Source organism: Bradyrhizobium sp. SZCCHNR1043 (assembly GCF_032489675.1).
Classification (GTDB): Bacteria; Pseudomonadota; Alphaproteobacteria; order Rhizobiales; family Xanthobacteraceae; genus Bradyrhizobium.
This window is the reverse complement of sequence record NZ_JAUEYN010000010.1, coordinates 47,090-62,934: the sequence shown is the minus strand read 5'-3', so window position 1 is coordinate 62,934 and position 15,845 is coordinate 47,090. Positions and strand designations below refer to the sequence as shown.

The following is a 15,845-nucleotide window of genomic DNA, read 5'->3' as shown; positions in this document are numbered from 1 at the left end:
GGGATCGGGATGGCCCTCAACACCTGGCTGCTGTTCTTCGTCACGTCCGTGGGGATCTCCCTGACGCCAGGCCCGAACGGCCTGCTCGCCTTGACGCACGGGGCGCTGCACGGCGGACGCAGGACTCTGTTCACGATCTCGGGCGGCCTGATCGGCTTCATCCTCGTCATCGCGCTGTGCATGTTCGGCATCGGTGCGCTGGTGCAGTCGTCGATCACTTGGCTCGTGGTCCTGAAATGGGTGGGCGGGCTCTATCTCGCATGGCTCGGGGTCAAGTTGTGGCTCGCGCCGCCGGTGGGCGTCGATCTGGCCGACCAAGCCGTGACGGCCAGAGGACACGCGCTGTTCCGCCAGGGTTTCCTGACCGCGGCGACCAACCCGAAATGCCTGCTGTTCTTCAGCGCGCTGCTGCCGCAGTTCATCGATCCCGATCGCAGCCTGGCGGTGCAGTTCGCCGTCGTGGCCGTCACCTATACGGTGACCGAGTTCGTCACCGAATACGCCATCGCCAGCGCGGCGGCCCAGGTTCGCCCCTGGCTCGCGCGGGTTGGGCGGCGCTTCAACCAGGTCTGCGGCGGCATCTTCGTGGCGGTCGGGCTGGCCCTGCCGCTGCGCAGCGCCTAGGGCGCCGCGTTCGGCCGTCCGCGTCGCAACTCGCCGCCACGGACCTGAAGCACCTTCCGCCTGAAATGGGTGTCCGGCTGCCGGGCCACAGGTCAGCGGCAAAGCGCGCATGTGTCGGAAAGAGGGCCTTTGCCCTTCAAAAATCTGCTAAGACCCTTAGCTGAGATTTGATCCGACCCGGAAGTTCGCATGAGTTCCCGCGACGACCTGCCGCCAGAGACCGATCCCTTGGCCGATGCTCCGGCCGAGACGCCCCACCATGGGCTGATGTTCCGGTTTCGCAACTATTTCCTGACCGGCCTCGTCGTAGCCGGACCCGTCGCCATCACGCTCTACATCACGTGGTGGTTCGTGACCTGGGTGGACGGGCTGGTCCGGCCGTTCGTGCCTCTGGTCTATCGTCCGGAAACCTATCTGCCGTTCGGCGTGCCCGGCTCCGGCCTGATCGTGGCCGTGATCGGACTGACGCTGCTCGGCTTCCTGACGGCCAACCTGATCGGCCGCACCCTGGTCGACCTCGGCGAGCGGCTGCTCGGCCGCATCCCGGCGGTGCGGGCGATCTATCGCGGCCTCAAGCAGGTGTTCGAGACGCTGTTCTCGGGCAAGGGCTCGAGCCTGCGCCGAGTCGGCCTGGTCGAGTTTCCGTCGCCGGGCATGTGGTCGATCGTCCTGATCTCGCAGCCGCCGAGCACGGAGATTGCGAGCCGCCTGCCCGGTGACGACGAGCAGATCTCGGTGTTCTTGCCGTGCGCGCCGAACCCCACCACGGGCTTCTTCTTCTATCTGCCGCGGAGCAAGATCATCGAGGTCGACATGAGCGCCGAGGACGCGGCGACGTTGATCATGTCATGCGGCGTGGTGCAGCCGGGATCCGACCAGCAGAAAAAGGTCGCGGCGCTGGCCAACATGGCCAACACCGCGCGCCTCGCCAACGCACCCGCGCAGCCATCGCCGCATCGCGAGCCGGAGCCGGCCAAGGCGGACTAGGCTGAAAGCAGACTAGGCTAAAAGGCCGACTGGCGCGAAAGGCTAGCCACTGCGGAAGAGCTAGGCCGCATCCTGCGGAACGAACACGCGCAGCCGATGCCCGTCCGGATCGAGCGCGACGAACGTCGTTCCGAAATCCATCCGTGTCGGCGCCTGCGCGATCGAGAGTCCGCGCGCCTTCCAGTCGTCGTGCAGCCTCTGGACCTCGCCGGCATTGCCGACCGCGAACGCGACCTCGGCGAAGCCTGCTGCGCCTGTCGCTGTCGGCTCGACCGTGTGCCGCGACCACAAGCCCAGCATGACCCCCTCGCGCAGCGGCAGCATGGCGAACGTCGGCGATTGTTCGATCACGGGCCGGCCGAGCAGATCCGCATAGAAGGCGGCGCTCCTCGGCGGGTTGTCGACGTAGAGGATCAGGAAATTGAAGTCGGGCATCGTCGTTTCTCCGGTGGCGGCGCCGTCTGCAGCGCTTCAGCCACACGACTAGCCGAGCCCTCTGCCAGATTCTGTCAGCAGCCTTCGTGAGCATGGTCGGTGGCGGTCCGGTCCGCCCAGCGGGCAAACGTGCGCATCGCGGCGCTTTGCACTGCATGATGATGCGGGGAAAGCACAGCCACGGATGTCGTCGTTCCTACAACCAGCGGGCGGTGGTGTTTCGAATGGTCACCATGGAAACATCGGGCAAACAAAAGTAAGGCGTTGGGGAGGCGCGTAGGATGCCTGTGAGTAGGACGACATTGTTGTGCGCGGTCGCGCTGTCCGCAGCGTCCCTGCAACTGATGGGGCCGGCAGCAGCCCAGACCACCTATACGCGCATTCAGGCATTTGGCGACAGCTACGCCGACACGGGCAATCTCTGGACCTTCACCGGCGGCGCCGGCAAGCTGCCGCTCTATCCCACCGGCCGCTTCAGCGGCGGCACGAATTTCGTCGACACGACCTCGGCGCTGCTCGGCATTCCCCAGCTCAACTACGCGATCGGCGGCGCCATGGCCGGCAACACCAACGTGGTGGCGCCCGGCATTCCCGGCTTCTTCCAGGAATGGAGCGGACTGACGGGCTTCTCCGGCAGGATCTCGTCGACCGACCTGGTCGAAATCTCGGTCGGCGGCAACGATGCGCGGGCCTATTACCGCGCCGGCGGCTCGCTCGCTGGAGCGCCGACGGCCGCGGCCGTCACGGCCCAGCAGGCCATGGCCGGCATCAACGCGCTGGTCGGGGACGGCGCGCGCAGCATCGTGTTCACGGCCGGCGATGTCAGCACCTTGCCGGAGGCCGTCGGCAACGCCAATGCGCCGGCCGGCAAGGCCTACAGCACGACCTATAACAGCCTGATGCAGCAGTCGCTCGCTGGCGTCGCGCGTTCGGGCGTACGTGTCGAGTATGTCGACACCGGACTGGTGGGGACGCTAATCCAGGCCAATCCACAGCGCTATGGCTTCACCAATGTCGGCGCCTGTCCGGTGGCGTGCATCGGCAATCCGGCGCTGCAGAGCCAGTATCTGTTCTATGTCGACGGCGTGCACCTGACCTCGCACGGCTTCGAGGTGCTGGGCCAGTACATCGTCAACCGCCTCAACGCGCCGCTGACCTTCGCGCCGCAGGGCGAGGTGGCCTCGATCACGGCGATGGGGTTTGCCTCGACGCTGTTCGGCAAGCTGGATCAGTTCCGCGAGACCACCGGCTTCGCGCCGTCGACGATGAATTCCTTTGCCGCCGTGACGAAGGCGCCTTACGCCAAGTCCCCTTACACCAAGGCGCCGCCGCTGGCGCCGGTCAGCCCATGGTCGTTCTACATGCAGGGCAATGGCGGCGTCAGCGACCGCCAGGGCAGCGCCGCCTCGAACGGCTTCAATCTCGACAGCATCGGCGGCACAATTGGCGTCGAGTACCGGCTGTCGGCGAACGCCATGATCGGTACCGCCTTCGACTATTCCAATCCGAAGGCGAGGCTGTTCAACAGCGCCGGCACCACGGATGCCAACTCCTATCAGTTCGGCCTCTACGGCGCCTGGGCGAGCAGCAACCTGTTTGCCGAGGGCCTGGCGACGATCGGCCGTCAGGACTATCACAACACGCGGCCGGGCGTGGTCGACACCATCACCTCCAGTCCCGGCGGCACCACCTTCGTCGCGGCCGGCAAGGCCGGTTACCTGTTCGATGCAGGCACGGCGAAGCTCGGCCCGATCGGCGGGCTGACCTATGCCCGCGCCCGTGTCGACGGCTTCACCGAGACCGGCGATCCTGCGCTGACGCTCGCGGTCGGCTCGCAGACCGCCGAGACCCTGATCGGCAGCGTCGGCGTGCAGCTGCGCACCCCGTTCCAGGTGCAGGGCAACGTCATCAATCCGTACCTGAACCTGACGCTCGATGACGACATCATCGGCAACGGCCGCCTGATCCAGTACAACGCGACCTCGGCGCCCGTCATCGTCAACAACTGGACGGTTCCGAACGGCACCTCGCACAACGTCTACGGCCGGGTGAGCGCCGGCGTCGTGGCGCCGTTCTGGAGCAATGTGGCGCTGACGGTGAACGTATCGCGCACCATCGGACGCACGGGGGGAGACGATTTCTTCGGCAGCGGAGGCTTGAAGATCGCGTTCTGAGGTCTGCCGCGGCGACCAGCGTTCTCGGGGGCTCTGAGGGGGCGCTGACGTTGCGGCCAAGGCGAGGGCAGCCCGGAAGGGCTGCCCTTCGTTTTCGTGCCTTCAGTTTTGTCATGGGGTGGGCATAGTTTTAGAGACCATCGTTGGAATCGGAGCGTCATCATGCCTCCCAGCATTGCCGTCATCGCGCCCGGCGCCATGGGCAGCGCCATCGCCGCCCGTCTCGTGGAGCACGGCTGCAAGGTTCTGACTTCGCTCGAGGAGCGCAGCGCGGCGACGCGGGCGAGGGCGGCCGCATCCGCCGGCATGGTCGGCGCCAGCGACGCCGAGATCGCCAATGCCGACATTATCCTGTCGATCGTGCCGCCGGGCGAGGCTGTGGCGCTGGCGGAGCAACTCGCGACGGTCATCAACCGGAATTCGAAGAAGCCCATCATCGTCGACTGCAACGCCGTCAACGTCGACACCATCCGGACCATCGAGGACATCGTGCTGTCCTCGGGCGCGCGCCTGGTCGATGCCGCCATCATCGGTCTGCCGCCGAAGCCGGGCACGAAGGGACCGGCGTTGTATGTGAGCGGCGAGGCGGCCGTTGATGTCGCCGCGCTGGGCCAACTCGGGCTCGATCTGCGCCGGATCGAAGGGCCGATCGGCGCGGCTTCGGCGCTGAAGATGTCCTATGCGGGCATCAACAAGGGCCTGACGGGGCTCGGCGCCGCGATGGTGCTGGCCGCCACCCGCGCCGGCGCCGCCGACGCGCTGCGCGACGAGTTGGCGCTGAGCCTGCCGCACGTCCAGGCGCGGCTCGCCAATGCGCTGCCGGACATGCTGCCGAAGGCCTATCGCTGGGTCGCCGAAATGCGCGAGATCGCGGGCTTCCTGGGTGATGACCATCCGGCCGCGCTGATCTACGAAGGCTTTGCCCGGCTGTTCGAGCACATTGCGGCGGACGTGCAGGGGCAGGGCACCGATGCGGCGCAGCTGGTGGCGTTCGCCGAGAGCTGCAAGGTGAATAAGCCGGCGTCATAGACTCGTAGGGCGGGCAAAGGCGCACCGCGCAACGCGCGGTGTGACGTGCCCACGGTTGTTCTTTACGACCATCGACATGGTGGGCACGCGCCGCCTTTGGCGTCGCTTTGCCCACCCTACGACATGTCAGCCCGCCGTCAGCAGCGGGATCGCCTCGTCGCGTTCGTAGAGATAGAGCAGGCAGCGCAGCGCGTCGCTGCGCGGGCCCTTCAGCTTCGGGTCTTCCTTGAGGATCCGCAGCGCCTCGTCGCGCGCCTGGGTGATCAGTTGGGCATGCACCTCGGGCCGGGCGATGCGATAGCCGGGCAGGCCACTCTGGCGGATGCCGAGCACGTCGCCTTCGCCGCGCAGCTTGAGGTCCTCCTCGGCGATCCGGAAGCCATCGGTGGTCTCGCGGATCACCGCGAGCCGCGCCTTCGACATCTGCCCCAGCGGCTCGTGATAGAGCAGGATGCAGGTCGAGGCCTCCGAGCCGCGGCCGATGCGGCCGCGCAACTGGTGCAGCTGGGCGAGACCGAAGCGCTCGGCATTCTCGATCACCATGATGCTGGCGGCCGGCACGTCGACGCCGACCTCGACCACGGTGGTCGCAACCAGCAGCCGCAACTCGTGGGCCGCGAACCGGCCCATGACGTCGTCCTTCTCGCTGCCCTTCATCTTGCCGTGGACGAGGCCGACCTTGGCACCGAAGCGCTCGCGCAGGCTCTCGAAGCGATCCGTCGCATTGGTGAGATGATCGATGCCCTCGGCCTCGGATTCCTCGACCAGCGGGCAGATCCAGTACACCAGCTTGCCGGCATCGAGCGCGCGCCCCACCGCGTCGATGACCTCGCCGAGCCTGGTGTCGGCGACCGCACGGGTGTCGATCGGCTGCCGGCCGGCCGGCTTCTCGCGCAGCTCGGAGATGTCCATGTCGCCGAAATAGGTCAGCACGAGGGTGCGCGGGATTGGCGTCGCCGACAGCACGAGCACGTCGACGGCCTCGCCCTTCGAGGTCAGCGCCAGCCGCTCGCGCACACCGAAGCGATGCTGCTCGTCGACGATGGCGAGCGCCAGCGACTTGAAGACCACGTCGTCCTGGATCAGCGCGTGGGTGCCGACCAGCAGGTCGATTTCGCCGGCCTCCAGACGCGCAAGAATGTCGCGACGCTCCTTGCCTTTCTCGCGCCCCGTGAGAATGGCCACGTTCATCCCAGCGCGCTCGGCGAGCGGCGTGATGGTCTTGGCATGCTGGCGCGCCAGAATCTCGGTCGGCGCCATCAGCGCCGTCTGCTTGCCGGCCTCGGCGACGGCGGCCGCCGCCAGCAGCGCCACCACCGTCTTGCCGGAACCGACGTCGCCCTGCAGCAGCCGCAGCATCCGCACCGGCTTTTCGAGATCGGCGGCGATCGCGGCCATCGCCTCGGCTTGCGAGTTCGTCAGCGCATAGGGCAGGGCGTCGATGATCTTGCGGCGCAGCCGGCCGTCGCCGGCATGACGGTTGCCCGCAGGACGGCGCAGTTGCGCCCGCACCAGTGCCAGTGCCAGTTGGCCGGCGAGCAGCTCATCGAACGCGAGCCGCGACCAGAACCGGTTTTCCGGCAGGATGTCCGTCAGCTCCTGCGGCACATGCACCCGCGTCAGCGCCTCCTTCAAGGGCGGGAAGCCGCAGCGGCTGAGCACCTCCGGACTGATCCATTCCGGCAGTTCGGGCAGCTTGGTCAGCGCCGCGGCGATCGCGCGCCGCAACGATCCGAGCGCGAGGCCTTCCGTCAGCGGATAGACCGGATCGATGCCGGAGAGTTTTGCAAACCCCGCTTCATCCAGGATGCGGTCGGGGTGCACGATCTGCGGCACGCCGTCATACATCTGCACGGTGCCGGAGACATAGCGCTTGGCGCCGACCGGCAGCACCTTCTCGATGTAGTCGCCCTTGGGACGGAAGAAGGTCAGCACGACGTCGCCGGTCTCGTCGCTGGCGTAAACGAGGTACGGCGCGCGGGCGTTGCGCGAGGGACGGTGGCGATCGACCGTGACTTCGAGCGTCACCACGGTTCCGACCGCGACGTCGCGCACCTTGGGCCGGTTGCGGCGGTCGATCACGCTGGCCGGCAGATGCAGGAGCAGGTCGACCAGGCGAGGCGTCTCGCTGCAGCCGAGCAGGTAGCGCAGCAGCTTGTCCTGCTTCGGCCCGACCCCGGAGAGGGTGGTGACCGGCGCGAACAGGGGATTGAGAACGCTTGGGCGCATGGACCGAACACTTAAAGCGGTTTGAGAGCCGGAATAGCCGCGAATGCCAAGACATCCACGTCTTTTTCTCAGGTTTCAGGTGCCGGGCATGCCGGTTCTGCAGCCTGGGAGGGCTGACAGGAGCGCTGCGTGCCGCTATATCGAACCGCGCCCGGCACCGTCCGGGCTTTTGGCGTTGTCCTGCAGGAATATCGCGATGACCGGAACGACCCGATCGAGCCAAGGCCTAGACGACCGTCGCAAGCGGCTCCTGTTCCGCTGCTGGCATCGCGGCACCCGTGAGATGGACCTGATCCTCGGCCGCTTCGCCGATGCCGAGATCGGGAGCCTCTCCGAGAGCGAGCTGGCCGAGCTCGAACAGCTTCTGGAAGTTCCGGACCCGGATTTCTACGCCGCGGTGACCGGCGCCCGGCCGCTGCCGCCGGAGCAGACCCCGGCATTGTTCGAGCGCATCAAGGCGTTCCGCGCGGTGGGCGCCGATTGATGAAGAGCCCGGTCAAGTCGCCAGCCGAGCATCTCGCGCCGGGGCGCGCGCTGACGCTCGCCAATGTCGCCGAGGGCGCCGAAGGCCTGGTCGTCTCCGATCTCGCGCGGGCGGTCGCGGCCAAGCCGAAGCCGCCGGCGGTGAGCCTCGCCGTGGTCTGTCGCGACGGCAATCGGATGCAGCAGCTGGCGCGGGCGCTCGACTTCTTCGCGCCGGATCTGCCGGTGATGCAGTTCCCGGCCTGGGACTGCCAGCCTTACGATCGCGTCTCGCCGCATGGCGGTATTCTCGCCCAGCGCGTCACGACGCTGGCGCGGCTGTCGCGCCTCGCCGGCAGCGACAAGCCGCTGATCGTGCTGACCACCGTCAACGCCATCGTGCAGCGCGTGCCGGCGCGCGACACCATGGCCGGGCAGGCGCTGTCGGTCGCGCCCGGCCATGTCGTGCCGATGGACTCCGTCGTCGCCTGGCTCGAGCATAACGGCTATCACCGCTCGTCGACCGTGCGCGAGAGCGGCGAATATGCCGTGCGCGGCGGCATTCTCGACCTGTTTCCCGCCGGCCTCGACCAGCCGGTGCGCTTCGACTTCTTCGGCGACAGCCTGGAGTCGATCCGCACCTTCGACGCCGAGACGCAGCGCACCTTGCTCGACATGCGTTCGCTGGATCTCGTGCCCGTCTCTGAATTCCAGCTCGTCACCGACACCATCCGCCGCTTCCGCATGGGCTATGTCGCCGAGTTCGGCGCGCCCGAGCGCGACGACGCGCTGTACGAGGCCGTCAGCGAAGGCCGCCGCTATCCCGGCATGGAGCACTGGCTGCCGCTGTTCCATGACAAGATGGAGACATTGTTCGACTATCTGCCGAACACACCCATCGTGATCGAGCCGCAGGGCGAGGACGCCGCGCGCGAGCGCTTCAAGCAGATCATCGATTATTACGACGCGCGCCGCGAGGCGATGGAGCATCCCGGCGGCGGGGCGATCTACAAGCCGCTGACGGTCGACCGCCTCTATCTGACGTCCTCCGAATGGGCCGAGCGGCTCGCCGCCGTCCCGCTGGCGCGTGTCACTCCGTTCGCGGTGCCGGAGAGCGCCAACGTCGTCGACATCGGTGCGCGGCAGGGCCGCAACTTCGCGCCCGAGCGCAACGATTCCGCCGTCAACGTATTCGAGGCCGTGGTGGCGCACGTGCAGGCGCTGCAATCGGTGCGCAAGAAGGTCGTGATCGCGCTGTGGAGCGAAGGCTCGCGCGACCGCATGGCCAGCATGCTGAAGGACCACAAGCTGATCCATGTCACCAGCGTCAACACCTGGCGCGTGGTGCAGGCGACGCCGCGCAACGAGACCATGCTCGCGGTGCTGGGCCTGGAGACCGGCTTCGAGACCGACCAGATCGCCGTCATCTCCGAGCAGGACATTCTCGGCGACCGCCTGGTGCGGCCGCGCCGGGCGAGCCGCAAGCTCGACAACTTCATCTCGGAGGTGACGAGCCTCGCGATCGGCGACATCGTGGTCCATGTCGATCACGGCATCGGCCGTTTCGTCGGGCTGCAGACGCTCGAGGTCGCCGGCGCGCCGCATGACTGTCTCGAACTGCGCTATGCCGGCGAGACCAAGCTGTATCTGCCGGTCGAGAACATCGAGCTGTTGTCGCGCTACGGCTCCGACCAGACCAACGTCGAGCTCGACAAGCTCGGCGGCTCCGGCTGGCAGACGCGCAAGGCCAAGCTGAAGAACCGCATCCGCGAGATGGCCGGTGAGCTGATCAAGATCGCCGCCGAGCGCATGCTGCACGAGGCGCCGAAGCTGCCGGTGCAGGTCGGCCTCTATGACGAGTTCTGCGCCCGCTTCCCCTATGACGAGACCGAGGACCAGCTCGCCGCGATCCAGGCGACGCTCGCCGATCTCGAAGCGGGACGTCCGATGGACCGGCTGGTCTGCGGCGACGTCGGCTTCGGCAAGACCGAGGTGGCGCTACGCGCCGCCTTTGCCGTCGCGCTCGACGGCAAGCAGGTCGCAGTCGTCGTGCCGACCACGCTGCTCGCGCGCCAGCATGCAAAGACTTTCGCTGAGCGCTTCAAGGGCTTTCCGGTCAACGTCGCACAGGCGTCGCGGCTGGTCAGCACCAAGGAGCTCAATCAGGTCAAGAAGGGCCTCGCCGACGGCTCGGTCGACATCGTCGTCGGCACCCACGCGCTGCTCGGCAAGGCGATCAAGTTCCGCGATCTCGGCCTCGTCATCGTCGACGAGGAGCAGCATTTCGGCGTCAGCCACAAGGAGCGGCTGAAGCAGCTGCGCGCCGAGGTGCATGTGCTGACCCTGTCGGCGACGCCGATCCCGCGCACCTTGCAGCTCGCACTCACCGGCGTGCGCGAGCTGTCGATCATCGCCTCGCCGCCAGTCGATCGTCTCGCCGTTCGCACCTTCGTCGCGCCGCACGACCCCGTGATGATCCGCGAGGCCCTGCTGCGTGAGCGCTATCGCGGCGGTCAGGCGTTCTACGTCGTGCCGCGTATCGACGATCTCGCCGAGGTCAAGGAGTTCCTCGACAAGACCGTGCCGGAGATGAAGGTCGCCGTCGCGCACGGCCAGATGGCGCCGACCGTGATCGAGGACATCATCGGGGCGTTCTACGACGGCAAGTTCGACATCCTGCTGTCGACCACGATCGTCGAATCCGGCCTCGACATTCCCCGCGCCAACACGCTGATCGTGCACCGTGCCGACATGTTCGGCCTTGCCCAGCTCTATCAGCTGCGCGGCCGCGTCGGCCGCTCCAAGCTGCGCGCTTATGCGCTGTTCACCCTGCCGTCGACGCACAAGATCAGCCCACTGGCCGAAAAGCGCCTGGGCGTGCTGCAGTCGCTGGAGACGCTGGGGGCCGGCTTCCAGCTCGCCAGCCACGACCTCGACATCCGAGGCGCCGGCAACCTCCTCGGCGACGAGCAGTCCGGCCACATCAGGGAGGTCGGCTTCGAGCTCTATCAGTCGATGCTGGAGGAGGCGATCGAGAACCTCAAGGCGGGCATCACCGAGCCGACCGTCGACCGCTGGTCGCCGCAGATCACGATCGGCATGCCCGTGCTGATCCCTGAGGACTACGTCTCCGACCTCTCGGTGCGACTGTCGCTGTACCGTCGGCTCGCCGATCTCGAGACCGACGACGAGATCGACAACTTCGCGGCCGAGCTGCGCGACCGCTTCGGCAAGCTGCCGGACGAGACGCGCTATCTGTTCAAGGTCGCTGCGATCAAGAACTACTGCCGCCGTGCCAATGTCGAGAAGGTCGATGCCGGCCCGAAGGGCGCGGTCATCGCCTTCCGCGACAACAGCTTCGCCTATCCCGATCGTCTCGTCGCCTTCATCAAGCGCCACGGCCAGGCCGCCAAGGTGCGCCCCGACATGAAGGTCGTGTTCCTGCAGGTCTGGGAGACGCCCGAGGAGCGGCTCGCCGGCACCACCGATATCCTGAAGGAGCTCGCCGACCTCGCGGAGAAGAAGAAGGCGGCGTAGCGGAATGGAGCGTTAGCGAAGCATCCAGCCGAAATGCAACGCAAGGCTGGCGATCGTGAAGACTGAGACGATCGCGATCACGCTGATCCAGTCGGTCTCATCGCGAGATTGTCTGTTCTGCATCGCAACGCTCCGCTTCACAAGACGCCACACGCCCCGTCCGATGATCAGATCAGACGAGTGAGGCGAATGCGCGATCTGAAGATGTACGTGTTTGGTTGAGATCGTGGCCAAGCCGGCGTTCTGTCATTGCGAGCGAAGCGGAGCAATCCAGAAGCCACGCCAGAATTCCGGATTGCTTCGTCGCTTTGCTCCTCGTGACCTGCCTCTAAGAATTTCCTCCAGAAGGATTTAGAGTCCGGCCTGACGAAGGACGGACAGATGAAGCGTAAACGGTTCACGGAAGAGCAGACCATCGCGGTTTTGAAAACCGGCGCGAAGACGGCTGATCTCGCCCGCAAGCACGGGATCTCGGAGACGACGTTCTACAATTGGAAGACCAAGTTTGGCGGCATGGACGTGTCCAGTTCGCCCCAGGACAGCGCTTCCGTATCCTCAACATCGTTGACGACGTCACCGAGGAGAGCCTGGGAGCGATCGCTGACACCTCGATCTCGGGCCGGTGGGTGGCGCGGGAGATGACCACTATCGTCGCCCGACGCGGCAAGCCGGGTTCGATCGTCTCGGACAACGGCACCGAGGCGATGCTGGCCTGGTGCAAGGACAACGCCATCGACTGGCACTTCATCGCGCCCGGCAAGCCGATCCATAACGCCTTTGTCGAGAGCTTCAACGGCCGGATGCGCGACGAGTTCTTGAACGAAACGCTGTTCTTCGGCCTCGACGACACGCGGCGCAAGCTCGCCGCCTGGGTCACGGACTACAACGGCGAGCGGCCGCACTCCTCACTGAAATACCAGACCCTGCGGCCTATGCCGCCAACCTCCCCGCAACGGGCGATCGGCGGCGCAACCCCGACCAGCTCCGCCAATCGCCCGTTGCTGCACCCGCGCCACTCCGCGTAAAAACCCAACAGGACTCCAAATGCTCCTGGATGAAACTTCGGTGGCAGGTCAGTTGCAGAACACGGCGGGCCTGCGATGCTCGCCCGTATCGGCATCATGCGAGCGCTAGCTAAGTCCGGCTCGAACGCGTGTGCAACCTTGAGATGGTCGCACGAGTCCCTAAAGAGGATTAATGTTTCGCAGATCTTCATCAAGAAGATCAAAGATCAGTTGTGGGGGACGGTCCAACTGCCTAGTCCAGGCGTCGACGATGTCCGATCCACGATCACTATCGCCGGAGATAAATTTCCGCCGAGGCATTAGCTATGCCGGCGGTCTGGTCGCAATTGGACTGATCTATTTCGTCCTGGCAAAAGGTGGCCTTGCTCTCGCCTCTATTCATCCCAGTGCAACGCCAATTTGGCCACCGACAGGTGTCGCGCTGGCGGCGGTGCTGTTGTGGGGATATCGGACTTGGCCCGCAATCTTCGCGGCGGCGGTGATCGCCAATGCGGCGACCGCCGGCTCGGTTGCCACCGCAATTGCGATTGCGACCGGTAACTCTCTTGAAGCGGTTGTTGGCGCTTACCTAATCAATCGATGGTCGAGCGGATGTAACACGTTTTCGACGCCAAATTCTGTCGCGAAGTTTACCCTGATTTGCCTCGTGATCGCGACACCGATCAGCGCCACCATTGGACTGTCCAGCCTGGCAACCGCCGGGTACATCGAACGGACGAATTTCGCAAACGCCTGGGTCACATGGTGGCTGGGAGATGTGACCGGCGCGCTGGTCATTGCCCCCGTTATCGTGCTTTGGGCATCAAGCCCCTACCATGCTTTCAACCGCAAGGAATTTTTGGAGACGGTCGGCGTCCTCGCAACAGCGGCGGCTGTTGGACTCATTGCTTTCAGCCCCCTGATCGAGCAAACGCCGAGCCGAAATCCACTGGGTTTTCTTGCGATCCTGCCAATGTTGTGGGCGGCGCTGCGCCGCGGTCCACGTGACACTGCAACGGTTGCGCTGGTGCTTGCGGGGATCACGATTTGGGGGACGCTCACGGGCGGCGGCCCCTTCACGACCGTGGATCTCAACGTTTCATTCCTGCTGGTATTGATGTTCTTGATCAGTATTACCGTTCCAAGCTTGTTACTGAGCGCCGACGTCGAGGTGCGCAAGAAAGCGGAGGAAAGTCTGCGCCACTCGCAGATGGAACTCGAACGGAAGGTTGCAGAGCGTACGCAAGAGCTGGAGCTCGCCAATGCAGCAAAATCGCGCTTTCTTGCCATGGCAAGCCATGATTTGCGGCAGCCATTACATGCACTAGGCCTGTTCGTTGCCCAGCTGCGCACGCCGCTCAAATCGGGGGAAAGGACAAAGACGATCGAGCGGATCGATGCAACGCGCAAAGAAATGGATGAAATGTTCAACTCGCTCCTGGATATTTCCAGGCTCGATGCTGGAATCCTTACACCCAAAATTACCGAATTCCCGATCGCGCGCCTGTTGCAAACAATTGAGACTACGTTTGATCAGGCAACGCGAGAAAAAGGCTTGCGTCTACGCGTTCGGCGAAGTGATGCCTGGGTGCGGAGCGACGCCATGCTGCTCGAACGCATACTGCTCAATCTGGTATCCAATGCTGTGCGCTATACGTCACGGGGCGGGATCATCGTCGGATGTCGTCGGCGCGGTGAAATGTTGCGTATCGAAGTATGGGATAGCGGTGCCGGCATTCCTGAGGATCAGAAGCAGAATATCTTTGGCGAGTTTTTTCAACTACCCGGCCCAGAACGGAACCGGTACGGCGGCCTGGGGCTCGGCCTGGCTATTGTCGACAGGCTTCGCGTACTTCTCAACCATCAAGTCGACTTAGCTTCGACCGTGGGCCGAGGTTCGCGATTCGCAATCTTGATTCCGATGGCCGATAAATGCGTCACGTCCACTGAGCCCGTCGACACACCTCGCCCCGCAGTCGTTGCGGTCGAAGGCAAGGTAATTCTTGTTATTGCCGATGCTCCAATTGTGCGAGAGGAGACGGGCGGATTGCTTGGCAAATGGGGATACTCCGTCCTTACCGCCGGATCCGACGAAGCTGCGCTTATCCGACTGGCTGAGCGCCAGCAACGCCTCGATCTTATAATCTCGGATTATCATCTTGCGAGCGGAAAGACCGGGATCCGAGCAATTGAACAAATTAGTGCGGCGTTTGGCTCATCAATTCCGGCTATCCTCACCAGCGGCGATACGGCACCCGAACCATTACGTGACGCTAAGGATAGAGGGTACATTTTGCTGCACAAACCTGTCGACCCAATGCGGCTCCGCGCTGTCATGCAAGAGTTCTTGAGGGATCAAGACGATAGGAGAGACACCGGGGCGGCGTTATGAATCAGATTTCGGCGACAATTCCCAGCCCATTTTTCCGACTTTTATTACTGCCTCGGTGCGACTCGTTACATTGAGTGCCTTGAGAACGACCGTGATGTGGTTCTTCACTGTCGGCACGGCCATATCGAGGGTCTTGGCAATGATCTTGTTGCTTTTTCCCTTCATCAGGAGCGCAAGCACTTCAATCTGCCGATCGGTCAACCCGAGACCCTTGGGAGAGTCGCGCGCCGCTAGCTTATTTGTAAGCCGCGGAGACGTTGGTTCCTCAAGAATCTCCGAGGGAATGTAAATGCCGCCAGAAAACACCAACTTGATGGCGTTGAGCATGACCTCACGTTCGGTAGTTTTCGGGATGAAACCCAGAGCGCCAAGTTTGAAAGCGCGCTTGACTGTATCTTGATCATCCGAGGACGAGAGCATGACGATAGCAATGGTCGCATAGCGGTCACGCAGTTCGCGGAGGACAGAGAAGCCATCTCGATCAGGCAAATTGATATCAAGCAAAATGAGGCTGATGTCAGGATGTTCCTCGACTATGTGCACTGCCTCACGGCCGTTCGAAGCTTCAAAAATGACGGAGTCTCGCTTCAGTTGTTTCACGACAGCGTGCAACGCCTCGCGGATTAATGCATGATCGTCGACAATAAGAACTTTCATAAAAGCTCTCCGTCATCCCATTGCACGGAGATCCAACTTAAAAATCATACACCCACCTTCGGGTCTTTGGCGAGGAAGAAGCTGGCGGAAGACTGGCTCCCGATACCGTCCATCCCACCATCATCCTTGGCCCAACCAGCGGTTCGCCGCCGCGCACTCAAGGTAGGAGCCGAATGCCGTTGTGTGGTGTAATTGTAGTCACCTCACGGTAGGAGCGTGAGTACGGACCACGAAAGTCGTGGGACTCAGAGTCTCCTTCGCCTGTAGGCAAAGGTGATTGATGCCGAGATCTGTACGGTACCTTGATCATAGGAC

General features: G+C 64.2%; 11 protein-coding genes and 1 pseudogene. 9 read left to right on the top strand and 3 right to left on the bottom strand.

Translation table 11 applies throughout. From position 1 onward, the window contains the following. Positions 1-9 precede the first annotated feature (9 nt). Both QX039_RS18400 and QX039_RS18395 read left to right on the top strand, forming a co-directional pair. Positions 10-624 (top strand): LysE family translocator, encoded by a 615-nt coding sequence (locus QX039_RS18400; RefSeq protein ID WP_315772128.1) that lies wholly within the window; start codon positions 10-12, stop codon positions 622-624. A gap of 189 nt (positions 625-813) precedes the next feature. Further along, positions 814-1,611, top strand: coding sequence for a DUF502 domain-containing protein (locus tag QX039_RS18395; RefSeq protein WP_315737899.1), 798 nt, complete (start codon positions 814-816; stop codon positions 1,609-1,611). A gap of 60 nt (positions 1,612-1,671) precedes the next feature. On the opposite strand, the gene QX039_RS18390 is transcribed toward QX039_RS18395, so the two are convergent. After that, a complete protein-coding gene (locus QX039_RS18390) occupies positions 1,672-2,046 on the bottom strand; it encodes a VOC family protein (protein WP_315737900.1) in 375 nt (124 codons plus the stop codon). A gap of 281 nt (positions 2,047-2,327) precedes the next feature. Between QX039_RS18390 and QX039_RS18385 the strand changes: the two genes are divergently transcribed. Beyond that, on the top strand, positions 2,328-4,220 hold the full coding sequence (locus QX039_RS18385; RefSeq protein ID WP_315772127.1) for an autotransporter domain-containing protein: 1,893 nt from the start codon (positions 2,328-2,330) through the stop codon (positions 4,218-4,220). A 162-nt stretch (positions 4,221-4,382) separates the two neighbouring features. Next, positions 4,383-5,249, top strand: coding sequence for an NAD(P)-dependent oxidoreductase (locus tag QX039_RS18380; RefSeq protein WP_315772125.1), 867 nt, complete (start codon positions 4,383-4,385; stop codon positions 5,247-5,249). Positions 5,250-5,375: 126 nt separating this feature from the next. Here the strand turns inward: QX039_RS18380 and recG are convergent, their stop codons facing one another. Then, positions 5,376-7,478: an ATP-dependent DNA helicase RecG gene (gene recG, locus QX039_RS18375; RefSeq protein WP_315772124.1), complete on the bottom strand. Its 2,103-nt coding sequence runs from the start codon at positions 7,476-7,478 to the stop codon at positions 5,376-5,378. Positions 7,479-7,674: 196 nt separating this feature from the next. Here recG and QX039_RS18370 point away from each other — a divergent pair, with 196 nt between their 5' ends. The 5 genes and pseudogenes from QX039_RS18370 to QX039_RS18350 all read left to right on the top strand — a co-directional run bounded on the left by QX039_RS18370 (position 7,675) and on the right by QX039_RS18350 (position 14,873). Further along, a complete protein-coding gene (locus QX039_RS18370; RefSeq protein WP_315757546.1) occupies positions 7,675-7,962 on the top strand; it encodes a succinate dehydrogenase assembly factor 2 in 288 nt (95 codons plus the stop codon). Continuing rightward, complete coding sequence (mfd, locus tag QX039_RS18365) at positions 7,962-11,477, top strand: transcription-repair coupling factor (RefSeq protein ID WP_315772122.1); 3,516 nt, start codon at positions 7,962-7,964, stop codon at positions 11,475-11,477. The genes QX039_RS18370 and mfd overlap by 1 nt, the downstream gene beginning before the upstream one ends. A 381-nt stretch (positions 11,478-11,858) precedes the next feature. After that, complete coding sequence (locus QX039_RS18360) at positions 11,859-12,119, top strand: transposase (RefSeq protein WP_315772120.1); 261 nt, start codon at positions 11,859-11,861, stop codon at positions 12,117-12,119. Continuing rightward, positions 12,002-12,535, top strand: a pseudogene (locus QX039_RS18355) (integrase core domain-containing protein); the annotation flags it as partial. The gene QX039_RS18360 and the pseudogene QX039_RS18355, both read left to right, overlap by 118 nt. Before the next feature lie 217 nt (positions 12,536-12,752). Then, a complete protein-coding gene (locus QX039_RS18350; RefSeq protein WP_315772119.1) occupies positions 12,753-14,873 on the top strand; it encodes an MASE1 domain-containing protein in 2,121 nt (706 codons plus the stop codon). Here the strand turns inward: QX039_RS18350 and QX039_RS18345 are convergent. Further along, positions 14,868-15,530, bottom strand: coding sequence for a response regulator transcription factor (locus QX039_RS18345; RefSeq protein ID WP_315772117.1), 663 nt, complete (start codon positions 15,528-15,530; stop codon positions 14,868-14,870). The genes QX039_RS18350 and QX039_RS18345 overlap by 6 nt on opposite strands. Between the last annotated feature and the right edge of the window lie 315 nt (positions 15,531-15,845).